Source organism: Vibrio sp. ABG19 (assembly GCF_029962385.1).
GTDB lineage: Bacteria > Pseudomonadota > Gammaproteobacteria > Enterobacterales > Vibrionaceae > Vibrio > Vibrio ostreae.
Window position 1 is genome coordinate 1,341,908 of record NZ_CP071707.1, and the last position, 21,694, is coordinate 1,363,601.

The 21,694-nt window shown below is 48.3% G+C and carries 25 protein-coding genes and 1 pseudogene; 16 read left to right on the forward strand and 10 right to left on the reverse strand.

Annotated elements, in window-relative coordinates; genetic code table 11:
- Positions 1-31: 31 nt before the first annotated feature.
- The 8 genes from J0X00_RS05980 to J0X00_RS06015 all read right to left on the reverse strand — a co-directional run bounded on the left by J0X00_RS05980 (position 32) and on the right by J0X00_RS06015 (position 9,402).
- A complete protein-coding gene (locus J0X00_RS05980) occupies positions 32-2,119 on the reverse strand; it encodes a portal protein (protein ID WP_282476632.1) in 2,088 nt (695 codons plus the stop codon).
- On the reverse strand, positions 2,119-3,816 hold the full coding sequence (locus J0X00_RS05985) for a terminase (protein ID WP_282476633.1): 1,698 nt from the start codon (positions 3,814-3,816) through the stop codon (positions 2,119-2,121). The genes J0X00_RS05980 and J0X00_RS05985 overlap by 1 nt, the downstream gene beginning before the upstream one ends.
- The gene (locus J0X00_RS05990; RefSeq protein WP_282476634.1) at positions 3,809-4,651 is read right to left on the reverse strand and encodes a hypothetical protein; all 843 of its coding nucleotides are present in this window, start codon (positions 4,649-4,651) and stop codon (positions 3,809-3,811) included. Before J0X00_RS05990 ends, J0X00_RS05985 begins: the two co-directional genes overlap by 8 nt.
- Before the next feature lie 94 nt (positions 4,652-4,745).
- Entirely contained in the window at positions 4,746-5,240 is a 495-nt protein-coding gene (locus J0X00_RS05995) for a hypothetical protein (protein ID WP_282476635.1), read from the reverse strand.
- Positions 5,224-6,045 carry a TIGR02642 family protein gene (locus tag J0X00_RS06000; RefSeq protein WP_282476636.1) on the reverse strand — a complete coding sequence of 274 codons (822 nt, stop codon included), beginning with the start codon at positions 6,043-6,045 and terminating at the stop codon, positions 5,224-5,226. Before J0X00_RS06000 ends, J0X00_RS05995 begins: the two co-directional genes overlap by 17 nt.
- Positions 6,046-6,386: 341 nt before the next feature.
- The gene (locus J0X00_RS06005; RefSeq protein ID WP_282476637.1) at positions 6,387-6,863 is read right to left on the reverse strand and encodes a VRR-NUC domain-containing protein; all 477 of its coding nucleotides are present in this window, start codon (positions 6,861-6,863) and stop codon (positions 6,387-6,389) included.
- A gap of 2 nt (positions 6,864-6,865) precedes the next feature.
- The gene (locus tag J0X00_RS06010) at positions 6,866-7,882 is read right to left on the reverse strand and encodes a DUF968 domain-containing protein (protein WP_282476638.1); all 1,017 of its coding nucleotides are present in this window, start codon (positions 7,880-7,882) and stop codon (positions 6,866-6,868) included.
- A gap of 494 nt (positions 7,883-8,376) precedes the next feature.
- Entirely contained in the window at positions 8,377-9,402 is a 1,026-nt protein-coding gene (locus tag J0X00_RS06015) for a hypothetical protein (RefSeq protein WP_282476639.1), read from the reverse strand.
- A gap of 748 nt (positions 9,403-10,150) precedes the next feature.
- Here J0X00_RS06015 and J0X00_RS06020 point away from each other — a divergent pair.
- The 16 genes from J0X00_RS06020 to J0X00_RS06095 all read left to right on the forward strand — a co-directional run bounded on the left by J0X00_RS06020 (position 10,151) and on the right by J0X00_RS06095 (position 19,858).
- A complete protein-coding gene (locus tag J0X00_RS06020) occupies positions 10,151-10,828 on the forward strand; it encodes a LexA family transcriptional regulator (protein WP_282476640.1) in 678 nt (225 codons plus the stop codon).
- 392 nt (positions 10,829-11,220) lie between these two features.
- Complete coding sequence (locus J0X00_RS06025) at positions 11,221-11,427, forward strand: hypothetical protein (protein ID WP_282476641.1); 207 nt, start codon at positions 11,221-11,223, stop codon at positions 11,425-11,427.
- Entirely contained in the window at positions 11,424-11,945 is a 522-nt protein-coding gene (locus tag J0X00_RS06030) for a hypothetical protein (RefSeq protein WP_282476642.1), read from the forward strand. The genes J0X00_RS06025 and J0X00_RS06030 overlap by 4 nt, the downstream gene beginning before the upstream one ends.
- 2 nt (positions 11,946-11,947) lie before the next feature.
- On the forward strand, positions 11,948-12,496 hold the full coding sequence (locus J0X00_RS06035) for a PadR family transcriptional regulator (RefSeq protein ID WP_282476643.1): 549 nt from the start codon (positions 11,948-11,950) through the stop codon (positions 12,494-12,496).
- Positions 12,497-12,534: 38 nt separating this feature from the next.
- Positions 12,535-13,179 carry an AAA family ATPase gene (locus tag J0X00_RS06040; protein ID WP_282476644.1) on the forward strand — a complete coding sequence of 215 codons (645 nt, stop codon included), beginning with the start codon at positions 12,535-12,537 and terminating at the stop codon, positions 13,177-13,179.
- Positions 13,179-13,460, forward strand: a complete 282-nt coding sequence (locus J0X00_RS06045) for a hypothetical protein (protein WP_282476645.1) — start codon at positions 13,179-13,181, stop codon at positions 13,458-13,460. Before J0X00_RS06040 ends, J0X00_RS06045 begins: the two co-directional genes overlap by 1 nt.
- 10 nt (positions 13,461-13,470) lie before the next feature.
- Positions 13,471-13,686: a hypothetical protein gene (locus tag J0X00_RS06050; protein ID WP_282476646.1), complete on the forward strand. Its 216-nt coding sequence runs from the start codon at positions 13,471-13,473 to the stop codon at positions 13,684-13,686.
- An 11-nt stretch (positions 13,687-13,697) separates the two neighbouring features.
- The gene (locus J0X00_RS06055; RefSeq protein ID WP_282476647.1) at positions 13,698-14,666 is read left to right on the forward strand and encodes a hypothetical protein; all 969 of its coding nucleotides are present in this window, start codon (positions 13,698-13,700) and stop codon (positions 14,664-14,666) included.
- A gap of 384 nt (positions 14,667-15,050) precedes the next feature.
- Positions 15,051-15,458, forward strand: coding sequence for a hypothetical protein (locus J0X00_RS06060; protein WP_282476648.1), 408 nt, complete (start codon positions 15,051-15,053; stop codon positions 15,456-15,458).
- 69 nt (positions 15,459-15,527) lie between these two features.
- Positions 15,528-16,526 (forward strand): nucleoid-associated protein YejK, encoded by a 999-nt coding sequence (yejK, locus tag J0X00_RS06065; protein ID WP_282476649.1) that lies wholly within the window; start codon positions 15,528-15,530, stop codon positions 16,524-16,526.
- Between the two features lie 379 nt (positions 16,527-16,905).
- A complete protein-coding gene (locus J0X00_RS06070; protein WP_282476650.1) occupies positions 16,906-17,511 on the forward strand; it encodes a class I SAM-dependent methyltransferase in 606 nt (201 codons plus the stop codon).
- Positions 17,512-17,515: 4 nt separating this feature from the next.
- A complete protein-coding gene (locus tag J0X00_RS06075; RefSeq protein WP_282476651.1) occupies positions 17,516-17,935 on the forward strand; it encodes a hypothetical protein in 420 nt (139 codons plus the stop codon).
- A complete protein-coding gene (locus tag J0X00_RS06080) occupies positions 17,928-18,314 on the forward strand; it encodes a hypothetical protein (protein WP_282476652.1) in 387 nt (128 codons plus the stop codon). The genes J0X00_RS06075 and J0X00_RS06080 overlap by 8 nt, the downstream gene beginning before the upstream one ends.
- 436 nt (positions 18,315-18,750) lie before the next feature.
- The gene (locus tag J0X00_RS06085; protein WP_282476653.1) at positions 18,751-19,119 is read left to right on the forward strand and encodes a DUF2528 family protein; all 369 of its coding nucleotides are present in this window, start codon (positions 18,751-18,753) and stop codon (positions 19,117-19,119) included.
- 19 nt (positions 19,120-19,138) lie between these two features.
- Positions 19,139-19,444 (forward strand): ASCH domain-containing protein, encoded by a 306-nt coding sequence (locus tag J0X00_RS06090; RefSeq protein ID WP_282476654.1) that lies wholly within the window; start codon positions 19,139-19,141, stop codon positions 19,442-19,444.
- A gap of 195 nt (positions 19,445-19,639) precedes the next feature.
- Positions 19,640-19,858, forward strand: a complete 219-nt coding sequence (locus J0X00_RS06095) for a hypothetical protein (RefSeq protein WP_282476655.1) — start codon at positions 19,640-19,642, stop codon at positions 19,856-19,858.
- A 53-nt stretch (positions 19,859-19,911) separates the two neighbouring features.
- Here J0X00_RS06095 and J0X00_RS06100 read toward each other — a convergent pair whose 3' ends face one another.
- Together J0X00_RS06100 and J0X00_RS06105 are read right to left on the reverse strand one after the other, a co-directional pair.
- Entirely contained in the window at positions 19,912-21,177 is a 1,266-nt protein-coding gene (locus J0X00_RS06100) for a site-specific integrase (RefSeq protein WP_282476656.1), read from the reverse strand.
- Between the two features lie 196 nt (positions 21,178-21,373).
- Positions 21,374-21,511, reverse strand: a pseudogene (locus tag J0X00_RS06105) (hypothetical protein); the annotation flags it as partial.
- Between the last annotated feature and the right edge of the window lie 183 nt (positions 21,512-21,694).

Sequence of the window (21,694 nt, forward strand, 5' to 3'; positions counted from 1 at the left end):
ACCGCAAGTTAGACGTCAATTCAACAAGTGCTTATTGTATCTGGTCAATCATTGCCTCAATGTTCTGCAACATCTGCCCCTGCATCGCGTTCATTTCAACGTTAACCTGCTCAATCTCTTGCAGAATACGTTTGGTTTCCGCCTGGGTCTTGGCATTGTCGTAACGCTGCCCTTCCGTCATACCGGCCTCACGCTGAGCTTTTTCCATGATGTTCTTGGCTTCGCTTTCCAGTTTGACAACCTTGGCTTCCATTTCACGCATCTGCAGTTCAAGCTGGCGCTGCTGAATTTGTTGCTGCTGTTGTTGCTCCTGCTGCAGTTGGGCCTGTTCTTCTTCGGTCATATCTTCGGGGTCTTTCTGAATGTTCAGCGCCCCGCGTACACGATCCATAAACTCTTGCTTATTCGGCACATCACTCAATTCAAGTACCAGGTCGATAACAGATACCTGAACTTCTGCCGGCAGTTGCGCCGTTATCGCCATCATGCGCTCAGCAAGCTGTGACTTGTACGCCGCCGTCTGCTGGATTGGCGCAAGGGCGATATGGGCGCGGAGTCGCGTTAGGTCGTTATTCTTTTTGCCATCTTCCAGGATCTCATTCACAACGACCGTTTTGCGCTTACGCCGGTCATCGCGGTTGATGACGATGGCATGGTTTTCTTTATCACGCATATCCACCAAGATGTAACCAAGCAGCAACTCACCAAGCAACTGAGAGCCGAAGTTATAGTTGTCGTTGATTTCGGCCAGGGTTGTTGCGCCCTGCTCCACCAGGTTCGCAATGGCAACACCACTGGATGCGTTGGAGTCTTGCCCCAGGAAGGCACCATAAACGCCCATCGTATCCTGGATAAGTTTCATGGAATCCTGCATCACGTTGAACTGTTGAGCCGCGATATTGAAATCCTGCTGCACCTGGAACACTTCACTGATTGACTTCTGGTTCTTCCGTTGCGGGTTCAGCTTAATCAGACCATCAGGACGCTCGACTTCATCCAGCACTTGTTCCTGGGTCATGTTCGTTGCGTCCTCATCCATCAGAACGCGCTTGGCTTGCAGCAACCAGGTCAGCTTAATACGACGGAAGTTAACTTCGTCCTGGGCCGGAATTGCCCGGGCAATCAGACCGTAAGGCTCACCACTTGAATCCTTTCGGAATCCCCAAAACGGTACCACCGGAAACATCCCCATCGGCGCGTCACAATCACGGCTCATGATGTGGTACATGCCAGCATACCATTCCTCTTTGATGCGGCTGACCTGAGCCTGGCGCACCGTCGCTCGCCCCATCGCAATTGCCATCGCCTGGATTAAGTCGTTCTTATCGAACTCCACGACACGTCCGTCCGGCGTCTCGACTACCGGCTTGCGCTCGATGTGGCGGATATAAAGTATCTGCAGTCGGATTCGGTCACGGTTGTGAGACAGGTATTCAGAGTGTTCACGCGACCAGCCGTTAAACGCATCGTGTGCCGCAACAAGATCTGAATCAATGCCTTCAATGTTTTCTACATCGACAAAGCCACGCCAGTCTTTCTTTGCATAATCCAGCATTTCTTTCTTGCCTGGGACAAGTGACGCCAGTTCATCGATATCAATCCACCGGCAGCGCATCACCCAACGGCAATCACTCCAATCTGGTTCAATCGAAAACCAGTCCCAATAGATTTCATCCCGCGGCACCAGTTTGATTTTGTACTTCGGCCCGAACGGGTTCGGGTTGCGGTACGCTTCAACGAACCCAACGCCTGACTTAATCTGCGACGCATAAGCATCAGACCGCGCTTTATCGAGACGGCCCAGGCGCGCGGCATCAGCAAATTCAGCGTTTACCGCTTCGGCCATCAGCTCCATTTGGTCATCTGGATCATCTGCACTCACCAGTAAGTCTGTGCGGGTCTTTGCCTCCATACCCAACACGCCGTCAATCGTCGGTGCAATCAGGTTGTGAATGGTTGTCGGCTGGCCGCGTTCCTGCAGCTTCTCTTTGACTTTCGGGTCAAGTTGGTCGCCGTCGTAGTATGCATTGGCAACCTTGGCAGCGGTGCGCCAGTCGGGTTGCCCATCAATATCCGCGAGGATGCGGAACATGAAATTATCCAAGGTTGCTACTTGCATTATTTTGTCTGCCAATGATTGTTTGATGAATTACGTTTGAGGTCTTCTGATTTCACGCGGCTAGGCATACGGGCTCGGGCTTCTTGCGCTAACATGTGGCTCATTACCTGGTCATCGAAACAACCCTCCTGAGCGTTCATCGCGCCTTTCTTGTCGTACACGTAACTGTGATATTCAGATATGGTTCCTATCCAGCGGATGCCGGACACGCCGCCCTTAAACAGCATCTTCATGCCTTCGGATAGGATTGGTTTGGATTGTTTGGTGGTCAGCCAGCCTAGCTTTACCGTCTCGTTATCGTTATCGCGGTCGAGGTACTGCTCCGCGTAGATAAAGTTTGTCGGGTAAATCTCTCTTAGTTTCTGGATAAACGCGTGGCCGTGGTTATTTCGCTCCGGCATCACGTAAGCATTGCCGTACATTTCGGCTATGTGCTTAGTGATATATGCCAGTAGCTCTGCATCGATGTGACCGAACCAGTGCGCTACCTGCTCACCGTCTGACTTCTTGACTACATCGATACTGCTTCGGTCGCCGTGCTCTAAGCCTTCCGCAATATCAACGCCGATGGCGTATTCCTCGTCCTCGTCGTACATTTCCCACATCAGCAGCAGGTTCATAGCATTTCGCTGCAGTCTTAGCGGGTCGGGTGCGTCAATGCTGTTCACTCGGGTCATACTGCCAGTGATTGGTTCCAGGTCATAAACCAGGAACGGGGAAAGCACGTCGCCCTCTGCAGTCATGATGTGGGCAGGGTTAAACACTTTGCGGCCTGACGTAAGGAATGCTTCAAGCGGTGTTGACGGGAATTCTTGCTTCATATCCTCGCCTAGCGTCGCTTCCTTCTCGATGTACCATTGCTTTTGCTCGTCATCGAGCTTGCATTCCATCGAGCGTTCGACACCGGTAAAGTATTCGGCCATCGCTTTCGGTACCACCAAACCGTTCATTGGAACGGTTGAGCGGTACTTAGGATCTTGCCACCAGGCAAAGAAATGAAAGTGGTAATCAACGGGGCTCAGCTCAACGCCGCTCTTTGCTTGTTCCATAGCGCGCGAACACATCGTGTAGAAGTCACCGCCTACCCCTTCTGCCGTGGATTCAATGAAGCAGATCGCGTTCTTGTGGATAGCGTTGAGCGTACCGGTCTTAACTTCCTTGGCTTTCTGCGGGTACTTAGCACAGATTTTACCGTGCTCTGAGATATGCAGACGCTGGACGGTTCCCGAACGGAACGACGTGGCCACCTGGATGCTTGAGCCATTCTTAAACACCATTCGGCCACCATTGGCACCGCTTTGGCGTTCGCTTGTTGGAATGGCAGCTTTAAGCCAGGCTGGTAAGTTGTCGTAAGGTACTTCAATCTTGGTTCGGAATATCTCACCGGCTGCGCCTTTGTCCTGGGCGACGATGCCGCACTTCAAACGGTTGTTGAAAAGCGCTTCATCGAGAAGATAGATATCAATCGCGGTTGAGAATCCAAGCTGGCGCGCTTTCAAGATGATGTTGCGATTGCCCATCAATCTGAATAAAAGCGCCTGCGCCGGTCGCAGCTTAAACGTAACCAGGTCGCCGTCCTCGTTCTCTATCTTGTAGAGATTGTTAAGACGCCACCACTTATCGCTGAGTTTAGATAAAATAAAAGCGCGGTCTTCCGCGCTTATGGTCTGTTCTTCCACAATGGGCGTGTTAGCCATTCAACACAAACCCGTTTGATTCCATATCCTGGATTTCTTTCACGATATCCGCAATCGCAGTGCCAAGTCCTGCCGATTCCTGGGCAAGCTTCTCAGACTCAAGTTCTGTCTTGCGCACCTGGGCCTTTGTTCTTAGCAGGGATTCAACGCGAGCCATGTTTCGGTCTACTGCAATGTCCGTTTCTTTGTACAATTCAAACAGGCGCGCCTTGTCTGCCGTCGCCAAGCCTTCTTTCGCCAGTTCCTCACCAATCTTGTGATACATATCCATCGCTATCATCACGCGCGCTCGACCAAACTCAATCTCATGATCGATATCAGAGTTCTTTGCATCGAACATCACATCAGGATTATTGAGGCGCTGAGCGTAAGCATTGTGCTTCGCTGAGAATTGATGACCAGGCCCAAACCGGCCGTTGGCCTGACGGCCACCGGCCTTGTTTATGTTCAGCACACGGTCAAGAAACTGCGCATTCGTCTCGCCGTCTTGAATGTGATCACTAAATTCACTGGTTAACTGATCACTTTTACTGATCACTTTCCCTTTTTCGGCCTTAGCCTTTGAGTTCGTTGGCTTTTCTTTCCCTTCCCCCTCAAAGTGATCACCACGTTCCGGCCATTTCGCAGAATCAGGAGTTGTCCCTGGTTGCGCAGAATCATCAGAATTTGCGCACTGATCACTATTTTCTGCGTCGGAAATGATCACTTGGATGTAGCGACGCGCAGAGTTGTAGTTAATGCCTTTCTCAACACACCAAGCCTTCACCGAGATTCCGGTTTCTTCGAACGCTTGCGCGTATTCTTTCTTCAAAGCCTTCCAGTCGCGCTTTGCCATCGCTATTCTCCGAACGCAGGAAATAAAAAAGGCCCAACCAAAAAAGGTTGAGCCTTGCCATCGTGGGAAAATTTACCGCAAAAGCGTGGTTTTATCAATCTGAGTGCTTTGCTTGAGCCTCCAAGTGGTGCCTCAAAGGCGCTGTTAACCAATCCCAACGCTTATGACGCCAAATGTCACTAATCGTACATTGAGCGACTCCCAGCTCTTTCCCGACTGTAGCTTGAGTCTTTTCTTTCATAAAGATGGCAGTGTAAGCATACATGACCTGGCTCGGCGTTAACTTTGTGCCTCTCTGGCAGTATCGACGGTCTTTTAAATCGGCAACCGCATCTTCTGCACTAGCACCGGCATTCAACCGGCGCTTGACAGCTCGATGGTCTGATTTTGCGATGCGGCATATATGGCTTACCGCTACCAGCTCGCCCTGGTACTCGACACGCCATCCTCTTACCGCCTCAATCAGCCCTTCACTGGTTCTGATCCCTTTGTGATAAGCACGATATAATGACGTTAAAGGGCATCCTGTCAGCTTGCCAAACTGACTGATACTCACCAGTTCGCCCTGGTACTCAATCTTCTCTTTCATACTCAGCACCGAGCCGCCGCTCTATAATCGTGGTCGCATCTAAAACGTGACGTTGTAGCAATTCCTGAGCGCGCTTCATTTCCAGCAACGACTCCGGCCAATGCAATTTGAACTGCTGTGCTTCTTCTGGACACGCGTCCATCAGCGATTTACGCCAGTCTGTATCCTTAACGCGGAACTCACCGACGCCGTTACACGTCGTGCAGACGCGCTGCGTTTTCTGAATGATGCCGGTTGACCGGCAGCGAGGACACTTTAAAGACTCCGCCGCTTTCTTCTGCGCGTATTCGTCCAGCTCACGTAAGTGGCCGTTGATTCGCTCCTGCAGCCCATTCACCTGTTGCTTTAGCTGATAGATTTCACTGTCAGAGGTTTTGGTATTGATGGCGCGCTTGAGTGAGTTAACAGCCTTGGTCAGCGCTTCAATCTGTTTCTTGGTTCGGTCGCCCTTCATGCTGTAGCGCTTCCAGGCACTGACAACACGCTTCATCGTTACATCGATAGGAACACTCATTGCGTCAGCAATCAGAAGGTATATGGCGTTACGCTTTTGCGTTTCAGTGAAGTATTCAGGTCTAAGATGGGAATCTAACGAGAAAAGGTAGTTCTGAATCAACTTGATGGATGGCTTGTCTTTGGCATACCTGGCATTCAGTATTGCCACGCCGATAGGCTTATCACGCTGAGCTAATCCAAGCGCACCGAGCAACTGCTCTTTCGTTGGCCCGTTCCTGGATGAACTATCTTCCCATTTCATCGTCCTTGCTGCGCTCAGTGTCGTTAACAGCTCCAACTTTTTCCCCATCTTAGAGATTCCCCACGTTAGAAAAAGAAAAAGGCCCACTGTTGCACCAGTGGGCCTATCGGGTCATTCAGTGTTTATCAGCGAAGCACCTGAATTAACGTGAGAGTAATCAAGATATCACTGCAAAACTGTGACTTTAATGCCGTATATTGTATAAATACATTATTCAACCTGTTGTATTAAAAGGTTATTTTTAGGCGTTTCTACAGAAAGGGCGGCTTGTTTGGTCTATCACTCCGGTGCCAGTGTGGAAGCACCCAAGCCGCGAATCGCTTACCGATTACCGCATGTGCTAACGATTTTGCTCTCTACCTGAGAATAATCATGACCTCCACCAGCAGTCAACTAAACTCATTTAAATCAGACAAATAATCAGAGATTACTGCCTTTGCTTCCTCCGCTCCGTAGCAGACCTCTACCCGATAGCCCATAGACCTAAGCATTATGTGACATTCTGCCTGGTTCTCAGTGACGTAGCTTTGTCTGTCTTTCGGGGCTTTCATTTCGATTCTTAGTCCAGGATAACGCGGCGTTGGCACATCGAATATCAAGTCGGGATAGCCTGAGCGGCCACCAAGCTCAATAAAGTCCTTCCTGGCCTGCGGCCCTCGCTTGCCCTCGTTGGGAACATGAGTCAGATAGTCACCGACACGGATGCCATTAATCACCGTGTGAGAGGCCCACACAATCACTTCCGTTTGTTCTGCTCGTTCGTAGTACACCACTTGGCGCTTGCCGGTGTTCTGATAACCGCCCTGGCGCTTGCTTCCTCCACCCTTACTCAATTTCTGCAGCTCCAATGCGGCTGCTAGGGTCATCCTCATCCTATCGCTCCCACATCAAACGCTTTCTTGAGCGTGTTCTTTAAGTGCAGAAGCTGAGAGCCGTGCTTTTCCTCCCAGGCGTTGGGATTGTCATGAAACTTACGGTGTTCGCTGGCGCGCATTGGGATGGTGAACAAGTCATGTGCCTTACCGGCCATCTTGCCCTCACCGTGACCAATCAAGTGGTGAGCAACTATAGGATCTCTTTCTGTACCGGCCCCATTCACGACGCAAGGCAGCTTACGCACGAATGCCAGGTAACTATCACTGGTGTAGGTAGTTGGCTTAGGCTTGCGCATATAGAGCAATGGCGGGTCATCATCGATGGTCAGCTTGAGTACCGGCTTAGAGAGTCTTTCCATAACGTCAGCGGCTGGCGGCTGCGTGTACCTGGCGTTCGTGTCCTTGCTGCCAAGCTGGCCTACCCTACGGCGGGTTTCTTCCTGGCCCAATACCTTGGCGACCATTTTCTCAGGCAGAGCGTGATACACCTCGTTTCGTACCGCCCACCAGAATAACTCCTGCATCGTTAGTGCCAAGACTCTGCCGTGTAGCTGAGCGCTTATGGCATTACACCGGAATGTGATTAGGTTCTTAGCGCCGATTTCATCCAAGTTCGCTATGTCTTCCCTGTGAAGGTCATGATGCCAACACAAACGAACGGCACCGCCATTGTCCAGGGAAGCTGTAACCAGGTTGTGGTTGCAGTCCTGGTTCTTTGCCTGGCACCGGCCAATGTGGTCAACGTGTTTGTCGATCGGACTGAATAGCTTCGCAACATCGGGATGCGTGAAGAACGGCAGAAGCGCAAGGTCACGCCTTACCGTGTCTTTGTCCAATGATGCCAACACTTCGGCGTCTATCGGGCCGTCTGGTCTATGGGCAATGGCCCCTGGTAGCTCCTGCACTAAGATGCGCTTATCCACCAGCTCTACGAACCGGTGTGTGTGGGCGTCTGTTTTCAGGATGACAATACCAAGCTCGACCAGTGCAGTAAAACTGGCTATGAGCATCAAGGCGTCTCCAAAGTTAACTGCACTCTGGCTGAGCGGCCATCCCCCTTCTTCTCAAGTTTTCTTACAAAGTACCGCTCTCCCTCGTACTTCATAAGTTTATTCTGCTGATAGCAGTAGCTGGCATGTGTAGCGAGGCTGCTGCTCGCGTCTATGCTGATTTGTCTCATATTGCCCTCACAAGCTCTAAAAATGGTCACGTAGCCAAACGTGCTAATTTCTATACGTCATCCAGGCGGCAGTTATTTTGATCCCGTCTTTGCGGGGTGCCGCTCTGGTCTATCTGATTTGTTCATCCTGACGCCACACTACCCTTTGGGTTTTGCGTGGCCTGGTTCCCTGGTAATAACAGGTATCGCCCTCAATGACCGCTAAATCGACCTCTGTTGCGTTTTTGCAGAACCTCCGTACAAGTTCATTGGTTATATCCGTTAAACCGTTTCTGGATAGCACTGAGGCCGTAATTTCGGGGTCATTGATGAATTTCATAGCCCTTACTTACCACCAGCGAGTTCATTAAGCCGTTTTCTGCATGCTTCAAGCTCCTGGTTGTACGCTGCTAGTTTGCGTTCGCACGACTCTTTGATGGTTTCTCTTAGCGGGTTATTGTCTTTGATAGACAGCATGTAGTTTGTCTCGCTCGATATGCTGCCCTGCAGTGAAGTTATCATACCCCGTAGCCGTTCTTGCTCTGACGGTTTCCCTGTCGGCTGGCTGGCGTCTGCATATCCCCCCTGATCTTCCCACCGGCGGTTTTTGAGATAAGTTTTAGGGTGCATGTTGTCAAAGCCTTTCTGTGCCACTTTCACTCTGTGCTTAATGTCCCTGGCAAGCTCCTTAGCGAATGATTCTGCTTCACGCCCCTCGACACTGACCAACGCCTTAAACAACGCGAGGCATTCGCCCCTTGCGTGTTTTCTGCGTTCCCATAGCGGCCAGAATATCTTTTGAAAGGCCTCTGACACCGGATCGATACCAGGCGCTGGCGACTGGATCGATCTAGATAGATCCTGTGTTAGATCCTGATGATGATCAATTTGCAGATCTGCAGAATGTACATCCTGCAATTCTGCAGAATGCATTCTGCAATTCTGTAAATTGCATTCTTCATTTTTGCAATATGCAGAATTACAATCACTTACATCATCTTTCGGCTGATTTGCGTTCAATTTTGGCTCTGAGTTATCCACAGCATCGATCTTGAAGTCAGGCAGTGTGTACCAGCGTTCCTGGTTCCAGCGATTAGTGTTGTGGTTACCGACGATAATTAAGCCGTCCTCGGCCATCTTTCTCATTAGCCGTCCACACTTATGCTCAGACCAATAAGGGAAAATAGCGTTTAGGTTTTTGGCGGTATTGTAAGTCCAGACATAACCGTCTTTGATGTTTCGCTTGTCTGCATAGTTCTTACGTAGCCAATATCGAATCGTGTTGAGGATAATCGCTTGCTCGACACCGTAATTAACGGCGTCTGCCACGTTAAATGAGTGAGTTTCACCAGCTATAAGAGCCAAAGACATAAGTCGCCCTCTTTCACTGCTGATTGCTCACCTTCCTGGAACAAACAGGAAACAATGGGAATCGTATTTTTTTCGTCCATACGTTTACTCTCCCGAGGAAATTCCGCTATACTTTCCCCGTTGCTGCTTTACTTTAGGCGTAAAAAAACCTCTCCGGTTTAATTGCCCAAAGATTGAGTGGTAACCAAGCTAAGGCGAATAGCTTGGTAGTTTTGCGTGAACCGACCTTCCGAGGTCGGTTTTCTTTTATTCGCACAAGCATCTTCAACCGTTAACTATCCATAATCATTCCTTCTCAGTTGTTTCGCTGACTAACACCGGCGCAGTGCAATACGCCGCTCGTTGAGATAGAAGCCCAGGTGCAACTAGGCGACGTCCCTTATTTCCTCTTTCAAAACCAGTTCAGGCCAGATTTCTTGCCAATCGTCAGGGCGTAACACTTTCCTACTTACCCGACCGTGCGATTCTCTTTCCAAGAGAGTGCAAGTTTTGGGATGGATAGTGGTGCTCTTTAGGGAAACAACCTTCCGCAAGTAGCAGAGCGTGGTTCCGGCACGTATGGCGTAGTCCTTTTTTTCTGGCATCGACAGGCTAGAAAGGTAAGTTTTTAGTTCGTTCACAAACTACCCTCCGTCTTTACGAGCACCATAAGTTTACCTCAAGGAATACATTGATCAACATTACTATTTCCAACTCAATACCAAAGTCAGTATTGCAATACTTATTTCGATCATTCCAAAGGCTTATAATGAAAGGAATTTTTGAGGAAAAGCCCGTTATAATGGATAAGTACACAATCAGGCGTAACAACCTACACAAAATAAAGGCTGACTATTGCCACAACAGCCAAGTTGAGTTGGCCAGAAGGATAGGAAGGACGCCCTCGTATGTTTCCAGAATGTTGTCTGATCCAGAAAAGACAGGCCACAGAAGGATTGCAGACGATATGGTTGATGTGATTACCGCTGCATTCAACCTTCCTACAACCTGGCTCGACACGATGAATAATCATGCTCAACAGCTCAATGGCTGTACGATAGCAAAAGTCACCCTAGAAGCTTCATTTACACAAGACGGAGTGGCTTACATGATAAACAGTGAGTATCTTGGAGAACTCTACATCCCCGCCAGCTTTGGCGTTGTAGATATCATCAAGGTCAAAGGAGAAGGACTATTCCCGAGAATAAAAAACGGTGAATCACTGGTTTTATCACGCACAGCCCAACCCGCACCTGGCGATGACGTTGCAATATGGCTTAGGAATGACGAAAGGCTTATGATTAAAACTATTACTGCAGATCGCGGAGGGCACTATCAGGTGTTCGACGTTAATAATACAACCCGACCCGAAACGGTCGAAAAATGTGACATTGAGTCAATTAAAGTGGTAGCCGCTATCTTCAGCGAGACGTTCGCAGTGGTTTAACACACTTCCTCTTCAAATTTATCCCGCACTTTTTATGACGCAGATCACAAATCTTGCGTCATTTTTTGGTTAACTAAGTTTACCTCTAGGAAAACTATTGATTACCCGCAGGGTTATTAACTAGTATCTCGTACAACTTCAAACAATATTGGAATATTTCGGAGTGCTTTGAGTTCCGCCTTGGTAATCATAGGTAGGAAATCAAGTTTCCTTGAAAGCGCCACGAAGGGCGCGGGCAAGTTAACCCAAGAAGGCTGAAAACCTTCACCGGCAATACCCGGGAAATACGAAACGCCATAGCTGGGCGTTGACTGAATCTGAAAGGGTCAGGAGTACAGCTAATTGCACACGTCGTTTACGAGCGGCGTGTGCAATTACTACAGGGAGTCAACATGTTTACCACACAACGTCAGGCCGAACAGGCGCTCAAATATCGGTTGCAAAACTGTCGCAAGGAAGTTTACCCATTCACCGAACAAGCAAAAATCAAAGCAAGAGCCGCTATCCGCAGTGGTGAGTTATCAAGGAAACAGATTTGTGAGGCATATCGAATGACTTACAGGCAATTACAGCAAGCATTAACGATGGAGCAAAAATGAATACACGTACAGAAATAAAAACCGACATTGGTTTATCAATAGTCGACGGCAAAATATACATGGATTGCGGCCCGTACCAAGCCTTCTTTGAGGGTCTACACCTCAAAGTGTCTCAAGCATCTGAACGTAATTTTCATGCGCAGGTTTCATCTGAGTGCGATACCGACAAGTTAATGATGATGGCCCGAAACCGCGACAACCTGAATTTCATGATCGACCATCTGGTTTTTGGGGCGATAGACATAGCAGCCGATAGTTTCAGCAAAAATATCTACGTCATACCAGACAAAGACCTTCAAGCGATGAACCACGAAGAAAGCCAACAAATTATTCAAACCCTGCTTGCTAAGGCGAAATCTGAATTTTTAGCCGTTACAGAAAAAGCTATCGCTAAGTCAGCCAGAGATCTTCGTGACCCAATGCTTAACCAGGCTTGGAACTTCATTAAGGGCATCATTGATTCCATCGAATTCGGCGTCCAGCACCACACAGAATCATCATCACAAGGAACAAATTGAACATGGCTTTACCACATCTACTTCTTACCGAACTCCTTAACTCTCAGAGCGGCGAAACCGGCTATGACTTAACAAAACATGTGGTTCGGGGCCGACTTTCGTTTATGTGGCATGCCAGCCACCAGCAGGTTTACCGCGAACTGGGCAAGCTAGAGGCCGCTGGCCTGGTCGATTGCACACACGAACCACAACAAGGCAAACCAGACCGAAAGCGTTACAACATCACACCGGCAGGCAAAACTGAGTTGCAATACTTTACCGGTAAGACTCCTGCCCTAAAGACAGTCAGAGACGAACTATCAGTGAACGTATTAGCACGGAAAGCTTGTAACGCCTCTATCAATGCAATGATTAACGTGCACCTGGAGCTGTGCCAGCTCAAACTAGAAAAGCTGAGAGCGAGCGAACAACTCCTTTTGAACGATACCATGTCGGTATCTCTACTACACCGTCAAATACAGATGCTGGAAGCAGATATTGTCTGGTCAGTGTCCATGCTCAATGAAACTTATGATCAATCAGAAAAAATAGTCGAGGAAGCGATGGTTTAGACCATTGCTTACCAAGTATTTAATAACGGGAGAGCACTATGATCATTACTGTTGGGGGCTGTAAAGGTGGCCCTGGAAAATCAACAACAACTGTCAATCTTGCAGTCGGCTTGGCCCTGCAGGGGCGTGACGTGCTTGTTATCGATGCAGACGACCAGCTAGCCACCAGCAAATGGTTTTCTTATCGGAGTGAACACCAGAGTGTCGTTGAGATCAATCACGCGATTGCAGAAGGCAACATTAGCCAGAATCTGACGAGCTTTCATAAGAAGTACGAGGTCATAATCGTTGACGTAGCCGGTGGCCGGACTATCGAGCTTGAAGCGGCGCTTAAAGTCAGTGACCTGGTGCTCTGCCCTTTTGAACCTTCACAACTTGATTTAAACACGTTCCCTGACTTCATAGACATTATTGAGTCGGCCAAAGTGTACAACCCCACACTAAAAGAGCGCTTCTTTCTAAACCGATGCGCTCCATTGATTACCCTGGATAACCAGCAAGAGGTGGTACAGGCATTGAGTGAAATGCCTGAAATCACCCTTCTAAAGACTCGCATGTATATCAACAAATATTTTGGCAAAACCTTTCCTCTCGGCTTAGGCGTTCTGGAAGTACCAGAAGCCACGAAGGCCCAAGACAATTTCAATGAATTGCTTCACGAACTACGCGAGGACTTAGCCTGATGCGTAAAGGTACTGACAGCAAAGACATTCGTGGCAGCGCCGGAACTGGCGTCAACCGCGCGCCGGCTAATAAGAAACGTCAAGGCGGCAGCGTGAGCCTGACTACTGCAATGTGGAATAGCCTTACATCAACGAATGAGGCACTGCTTTTTCAGCATCAAATAAAAGGCACTAATGTGTCAAAAATCGTTGAGCTGGCTATCGCTGAGCTATTCAAGAATGAAACACCGGAAGAAATAGCTAAACGCATTGCTAACGATATCCGCAAGCTAACTCGGTAAGGGGGGGACTATGACCGCAGAACAAGACCAGGCGAGCAACATGCCATTACCTAAGAAAAATACGCTACTCATTACCCGCAAAGAGATCATCGAAATCATTGGCCGTTCTGCGGGATTTGTGGACAAGTTCATTAAGAACTCCGACGACTTTCCTCAGAAGGTATCGCACGGCTGCTACAAGCGTAAAGAAGTCTACGATTGGCTTGAAAAAAACAACTTCATGTAACACGGACAATTATGAACACAGAAACACTAAACAACGAACAAGGCACCCAAGAGCCGGTGGTCAGCATGCCGGATGCTATTAGCGCATTAGCTATCGCCGTTGATAACAAACTACCTCACGCGGCCTTAGCGCCCCTGGTTCAGCAACTCTCGGAATCCTGGAACCATGAGTGTGATGAATCCGACCGTCTTTTCGACGCGTTTGAAGCCGTTCAGGGCAAGCTAGATAAGGTCACAGCAGAACGGGATCATTTAAGCGGACGCGCCAACATGTGGCAAACGCAAGCAAAGCTCCATTCTGGCAATCATCAGCGCGCGGAGGCGTTGCTGCGCAACGTCCGTACCGACCTCGATATCGAGAAAAAGGCGCATGCGAAAACCAAACAGGCATTGGCGGTTGAAGAAAAAGACCACAAGCGCGCCAAAGACCAGGTGAAGCGCCTAAAAGCGTCCTCGGAGAAGTTTCAGACCCGCGCCGCTTCGCTTGAGAAAGCGACCATCGAGCTGAGAGCCGACGCGAAGGTCGCTAACGATAAAGCAAAAATGCTGCAACGCGACAAGATGGAACTGATCAACGACCTGGCACGGTACAAAATGGTAACGGTTTGGGCTGAAAACGGTGAAGCGTTGTTGGTGTTCCCTACCCGACTAACCATAAGTATCGAAGGCCAAAAGCGCCCGAACAAGGCGTTTACACTGCTTTATACCGATTCGAGAGGTATCTGGCGTCAGGTTGCTATTGATGCCGACCATCGCGTGTCATTCAGCAAGTTCGCTTACTGCGAGGAAACAGCTAAATCAACGACGGACGCCGCGAACAGAGCGCTGTTAAAGCCGAGCAACCATGCCGTAGCTGTCGCTGAACGATGGCTGTACAAGGTAAACGTCGTACAACACGGAGTGTTAGGCGAGGAAGATTTAGATATCCGCAATACCGCTGAATATCTAAAGATGATTGGAGAACAACAAGAGTCTGCATAAATGGAACGTGACTACTCTGACCCTTTTAACCCTTACATTTACCGGCCCAAGCCCAAAGCGAGAAAAGATAGCCGCTTTCCCTTGGCAAGCGGAAAAAAAGCCAACCTACATAAAACCAGACGGAGGATTGAAGATCTACTAGACGACCAGAGAATTGAGCGGGATTTCTCGCTCTAAAAGAAAAGCCCCATTAGTCGTTGGAGCGACCTGGGGCTCAATATCCATTCGAACACTGATACCCAAGCAGGTAACAATTATGGACAAGCTAAGTTTATCAAACTATGAAAAATTGCGCAAAGCACTTGCTAACGTGCCACGCGGCCAAGTTTGGCGCATTTGCAAAACACTCGGCTACTACAACGGTCACTCAAGAGGGCGAAGATAATGTTGGAATCACTTTCTCATGCTGAATGGACTGTCATTAAAGGCGTCGCTAACGGCGGAGGTTCCACCAGCGAAACCCTGGCCTATGCGTTCGTTACCGGCAAGCTGAAATCCTTTAAAGATGCCGGTTATACCCGCTTTGAGGATGCCTGGAACAGATTGGATGGCGAGCAGCAGGACGCGATAATCGCTGTCCGTGCTATATGCCACTACTTTAGCCAAAACAATCCATCAACTCGGGATACGTTTGTGCCGGATTTCATTGAATCGGTGCGACGCTCGCTCTTTAACCAAAAAGAGCAGAAGTATTGGGATTCGCACCGCCAGGACGATATCGACGACTTACCCAAGGCAGAACTGAAAAAGATTACCTTAGCGGTTAACCGGCAACTCAAACCACATTTATAAACCTATCAGGGGCGCTTCGGTGCCCTTTCTTATAGTTAACGTCCCGCCAACACCACAAGGATAAATAAGATGAATATCCGCATTAACAACGTAACCACTCACCGGCTGACCAAAGATGAAAACGGAGAGCTTGAGCTGACCATGCGAACGGCCCCGCTCGATAGCAAAGCCCAAAGCAGCGAAGAATTTGTGAACCAAGTGAACCGAGCGTATGTGGACAAGGGCAAGGGCTTTGCTCAGTTCGCCCAGGACAGTGAGTTTTATGCCAACCTGGTTAAACTGCGCTCCAAGGAAATGCCATTCCAGGAATTTAGTTGTTGGGCTGCAAAGCGGCTGCAAAGCGAACTATCTAAGTATCCTTTTGCGGATACCGGCATCCTGGTTTTTGCTGAGTTTATGTCAATGGCAACTGAGTACCTACTTATTGCCATTGTTCCCAACGAGGAAAGCATTCGTCTCGATGCCATGCTCGATATCAGCGCAACAGATCACGTTGATTTCTCAAAGGTCACAATCGCCGCCAGAATCCATCTGTCAGACCTGGAATCGGAAAACTCAGACCGATACGTTACTTTCATCAAAGGGCGCGTTGGCCGTCGTGTGGGCGATTTCTTCCTGGATTTCCTGCAGGCAGAAGTCACGCTAAACCCCAAGATGCAGAGCCAGGTATTAGTCCAGGCTGTTAAAGACTTTTGTAGTGACAACATACCGGAACGTGATGAACGGTTGAGCTTTAGCAAAGCGGCGGCGAACTACTGCAAAGACCAATCCAAATTCGGCGAGGAAGTATCAATAAAAGAACTGTCCGGCGAGTTACCACCAAGTACCGAGAACGGGCAATCGTTTCTCGATTACACCCAGGCCCAAGGCTATGACCTGGCTGATAGCTTCCCTGCAGACCAAAGCACCATCAAAAGGCTGACTAAGTACGTCGGGGCCGGTGGCGGCATTAACATTAGCTTTGATGCCCTACTGCTTAATGAACGCGTTCACTATGACCCACAGACTGACACTCTTACCATTAAAGGCACACCACCTAATCTACGCGACCAACTGAGTCGGGGTTAACAATGAAGCAAAGTATTACCTTATTACGTTGTTACGCTAATACGTTGTTACGTTATTACGCTATTACGTTGTTATGTGGTTACTTTGCGATGTTGGCAGGCTGTTATTTAGCCATTGAGTTACTTTATTAAGCCGATACGAATAGGTGAACTATGGAAATCGTTACACCCTATGTAGTTGAGGATGAATGCACACGCTGCTATGAGGCTATTTCGGTGGAGTTCAACGCTCCACCAGCCAGAACAGCAAGAGCAGACGGCAAACGTCCCTTTTACCCCGATACAGACGCATCACAGACAACAATGGTATTCCGCTGCAGACAATGTTTAGAGCCGGTACACATCACCGTGCCTTCGGCTAAATTTGAGGATCTTGATTAATGAACAAACGAATTCTAGACCCTTGCTCCGGCTCTCGCATGATGTGGTTTGACAAGCAAAACCCTTGCGTGGAGTTCGGTGACATTCGGCAGGAAACTATCACCGTCACAGACCGAACCCACAGAGAAGATGGAACTCGGTCAGTGATCATCGACCCTGATACGTTGATGGATTTTCGTAATCTTCCTTTTGCTGATTCGAGCTTTAAACTCGTTGCCTTTGACCCACCTCACTTGGTGCGAGCTGGCCCTAAAAGCTGGCTGGCAGCGAAATATGGCAAATTGGGCAATAACTGGCGGGAGGATTTGGCTAAGGGCTTTTCCGAATGCCTGAGAGTGCTAGAGCCAGGCGGAACCCTAGTCTTTAAGTGGAATGAAACTCAGGTAAAGGTTAAAGAGGTGATTGAGTTGGCCCCTATCGCCCCACTGTTTGGGCAAGTTTCTGGCCGCAAAGGGATGACTCACTGGCTTGTTTTCATGAAGCCAGTGCCGCCAGCCAACTTTGAGCAATGCTTTACCTGCCCTGACTGCAACCGGCAGTCATACCATCCAAAGGATATCGAGCACAGTTACTGCGGTGCTTGCCAAAAATTTGTTGAGGGATAGCAGTATGTATGACGTTTCGTTGGAACAAATCAGGAACGAACTGAATAAGCTAGTTCAAGAGGAACGTGAGGGCGTAGCTCATTCGGTGGACTATTCCGACTTGCAGACCGCAATTGAAGCGACCGCCAAACGCTTATTCACGGAGATTAATGAATTCGCTGAGCTTGATCAGGATACGTTCGAGCAACAAGAATCTGAGTATCCAGACATGCTCACTGGCGCGAAGGTGGGTGATTTGGTTTGGGGGGAATCAGAGTGTTGGGTATCAGAGAGCATCATCAGCGATTGGACTACAGAGGCTGACGACTCGCTCAATGACGAATACAGCAACGACCTGGACGACATTGCTCGCTATGTTCAATTCAGTCTTATCCTGGGCGTTCTGAGCGCTGCTAACAGTACCGGAGGCAGCCATCATGAGTAACTTTAACCCTTTCTCTGCTGCGCTCGCGGCCACTAAAAAGGCAATCAAAGCCAGAGAGGACAAGATAACGGCTCAGCAAGAGCTGGAAAACCTGGCGCTAGACTTCGATAAGCGCGGCGAAATGGCCTACGAGTCCGGTTGTCTTGAGGCCCAAGTCATGATGACACGCGGGGCAGAGAAAAAGGCCGTGCAAGCGAAACTCACAGCGCTGAAAAAGCAGAGAGCGAAGATAGACAAAGCTTTTTCATCGTCTGGCACCGCTCGGATGCTAAAGCTCCAGGGCGAGATTATTGAATTAAAGTCTAGCCTCAGCCAGATAGAGAATCTTTTTAAGCAGTGGGAGGATAGAGAGGCGAGAATCAGGGAAATGTCATGCTAAAGCCACCAGCAAGCGCAATCAATGTCGGCACCATTGGATACGTTGACTTTGGCAAGAGCACTTTGCAACAAGCTATCAAGGCAGCTATTGACAATAATCGTGGCAACAAATCAGACCGGAAACGAAACCGAAAGAATAGATGGAGGTAATTTTGGAGAGATACTTTGACCCCTATAGCGGCATAACCTTTATCTGCGTTGCGCCTTACAAGGTCACCCAAAAGCGAGCCATGCAAGCCAAATCAAAAACGGGCAAACGATGGATTTTCGTTGTGAGTCACCAATACCGTGACGCCATAGGCGAACAACTCGTTGTAAACCGTCGGGAGCGCACAGTGTTTATGGATAAAAGCCGGTTCGACCGTTTTGTTACCGAACTTAGGAATCAAGCCTGCAAGAGCGCATACGCCAAAAATCACTAACAACGGAAAATAATCATGACCAAAAAAGTAAAAATCAGTTCAGGGACTTCGCAAAAAGATATGGAAATGACGATCACAGTCGTTGATGAAGCCAAGTTTAATAAGGAATGTGAAGAGATAAATAAATTCTTCATGGACTACGAGTATAGAGCGAGTCAACACGGTAGTCATATTAAAGCGGGTTTAGCTATGTTTGCCGCTGAATGTTTTCAACAAATGGCTTTCAATAATTTCAAAGACGAGAAGTGGCTAACTGAACAATTCGACTGGTCAAAAGGCAAAGGGGTCGAGGGGTATCCATCAATAGACGACTTGGGGATCACCATTGATGATGTTGAAAGTTGGTTTGTTGATTCAGACGAGATTGAAATCTCAGGTCTATAACTAAAACGGAAACTTTTCCATGCAGACAATAGATTTCACACTGCAGAATTTTACTGGTTTTGACTGTGGGAAAAAGACAACTGTTCGCTTAGGACAGAAGTCTTATCAACTTGGGCCGGTAAAACTCATTTGTAGCGAAGAACAATTGGAATATGACTCAGAAATTATTGAAATTCGCGTGATCAGGTTCGGTGACATTGGATTACTTGAAGCTAACGCTGATGGTTTTAATACAGTTGAGACTTTGCGGAATGAACTAGAAAACATCCATCAAAAGTACGTTTCTGACTATGAACCAGTAACTATTTTAAGATTCAAAATCTAACGACAACTCACAAATGATTAATTGGCCTGATTCAGCAATATTATACGGAATGTTCTTCCAGCACACGAAACAACTTGGCTTGAAGTGGAGAGATTCAGATCGCTTGTTTGCCATTAACCTCAAAGCGAAAACCGCCCAACAAACAATGCAACTTGCTACTTCCGGCAAGCTGGCAACCTAACACGGAAAATCACTATGACACCAGAGGAATTTGATAACACCGGATTCGGCGGCAACATGTACGCCATGCACGGTGGTGAGCGTAAGTTTGTTGTTACTGCTAGCTTTCCAGAGCGTCTTTTGGGATTGCTGCCAGAGAAACCAGAGGGTGAGTTTGATGCGTGGGATATTGAGTGGGTTCGCTGTGAGAACGTCACCGAGATCATCAGACCTCAACTTATACAATTCACGTAACGGAAACGGATAAAAATGGATCAGGTTATGGGCTGGCGTTTGCCAGCCTCCTTTCAGATATTCACGACCTTCCTTTCGGCCATCATGACTACGCTCTTAGCCTTGTCCTGGTACTCGTCGGCCATTTCAAGAATGTATTCACACCATCGTTCATAACACTCCCTTTGTTCATCCACATACGCATAGTCAAGATAGTGCGCCTGTGTTCCCCTGTGAACCTTGTGCCCTAACATCGTTTCACTAACGTGATACGGGAACCGCATCATTTCCCACGCGTTACGCGCGGTACGCCGCATATCGTGGTTACGAGAGCCGGTGAACCCTTCATCTTCCATAGCCTGTGCCAGCGCGATTGACGGCCTGTATGGCGTCTTGGGATCGAATGGCACATCCTTATATCGATAGTATCGAGGAAAGAGGTATTCAGCTTCTGGAAACATGGCGATTTGACGGCGTAGTATTTCCTCTGCCAGCTTAGGGATTGGACGCACGATTTCGTTACCTCCGCGACCGCGAATCTTGTTGTTCTCCACTGGCACTGTCCAGATCTTCTTAGTCCAGTCGATGTGCTCTTTCTTCGCCAGCCGTAGCTCTGCAGAACGGGAAGCAAATATCATCGTTAGCGCGAGGAAGTTGATCATACTATTGTGATAAGGCAGTGAATGGATTTTAGTCCAGAACGCGCCCACTTCGATTTCTGACAGCTTGGTTTTCCTTGGCTGAGACTTTTCCCCTACATCACGTTGCGTGAGCGGTGCCAGCGCGTTGTATTTAATGAAACCATTGCGCACCGCGTAGTTCATCACTGTTTTTAAACGCGGCAGCAAACGGGCTGAATGCTTTTCCCCTGCCCTTTGTCGCTCACGCCGGAACAACTCCACGAAGTCAGACAGCTCTATTTTTGCCAGTTCGTATTCTCCGATGTGCGGCTTAACCGAGACATTGAGCGCTTGCGCCACCTGTGGCCACTGCTGATTGGAGTGTTTAAGCTGATTCTCAATATAGTGGTCAATGACTTGTGACACGGTAACGGCTGCATTTTCACCTAAACGGATGGCCTGTTTGTTACGCGGGTCTACGTTCTGAAATACCAGTTCAGCCAGTCGATCACGTTCTTCCTGGGCATCCCTGATTTTCATCGCCGGATACTCACCAATCTTCATTTTGGCCGAACTGCCTCTCAGTACAAAACGGTATATCCAGGTAATCTTCCCCTTGGGGCTTACCCGAATTCCCAACCCGTTCTTATACGTGATCTCCGACTTGCCACTGTAGGGCCGACCGGCATTTGCCCGTAGCCATGCGTCCGTAAGTTTCATTGTTATTTTTCTCGCTGACGTTGTACCAAAAAATTGGTACAAGTTTGGTACAAAAATTTGGTGCTACAAAGGATAACATTAGATAATTTTAAATAAAATAAGACAACAATAGACAAAAAGTAACTCACAATAAATTATTGTTTTTAAATGAATTTATATATCAATATGATTTATCGTGAGATTATAGACAATATTTCGCCATATTCTGCGGTTTAAATGGGGCCACCTTGATGTTACGACGCTTGAGCACTCGGCACAAACCTGCCACCAAAACACTCTTACCTGCATCTGACGTTGTGCCCTGCACCATCAGCGCCTTTAATGTAGATTCCATAATTCTGCTTATCGTGAAGTTTTCACCATTGTATACGTAACTGGTCCATGAGTGCAGCCAAAGCACAAGCGGGGGACGGCAGATATCTGAATCAACGCCGAATCTTTCCTCATTCCGCCCAGCGCACTGCGCAAAAGTACGCTCAATATGGATAAAATTGTGCCTTTGGGTCCAGTTTGTACA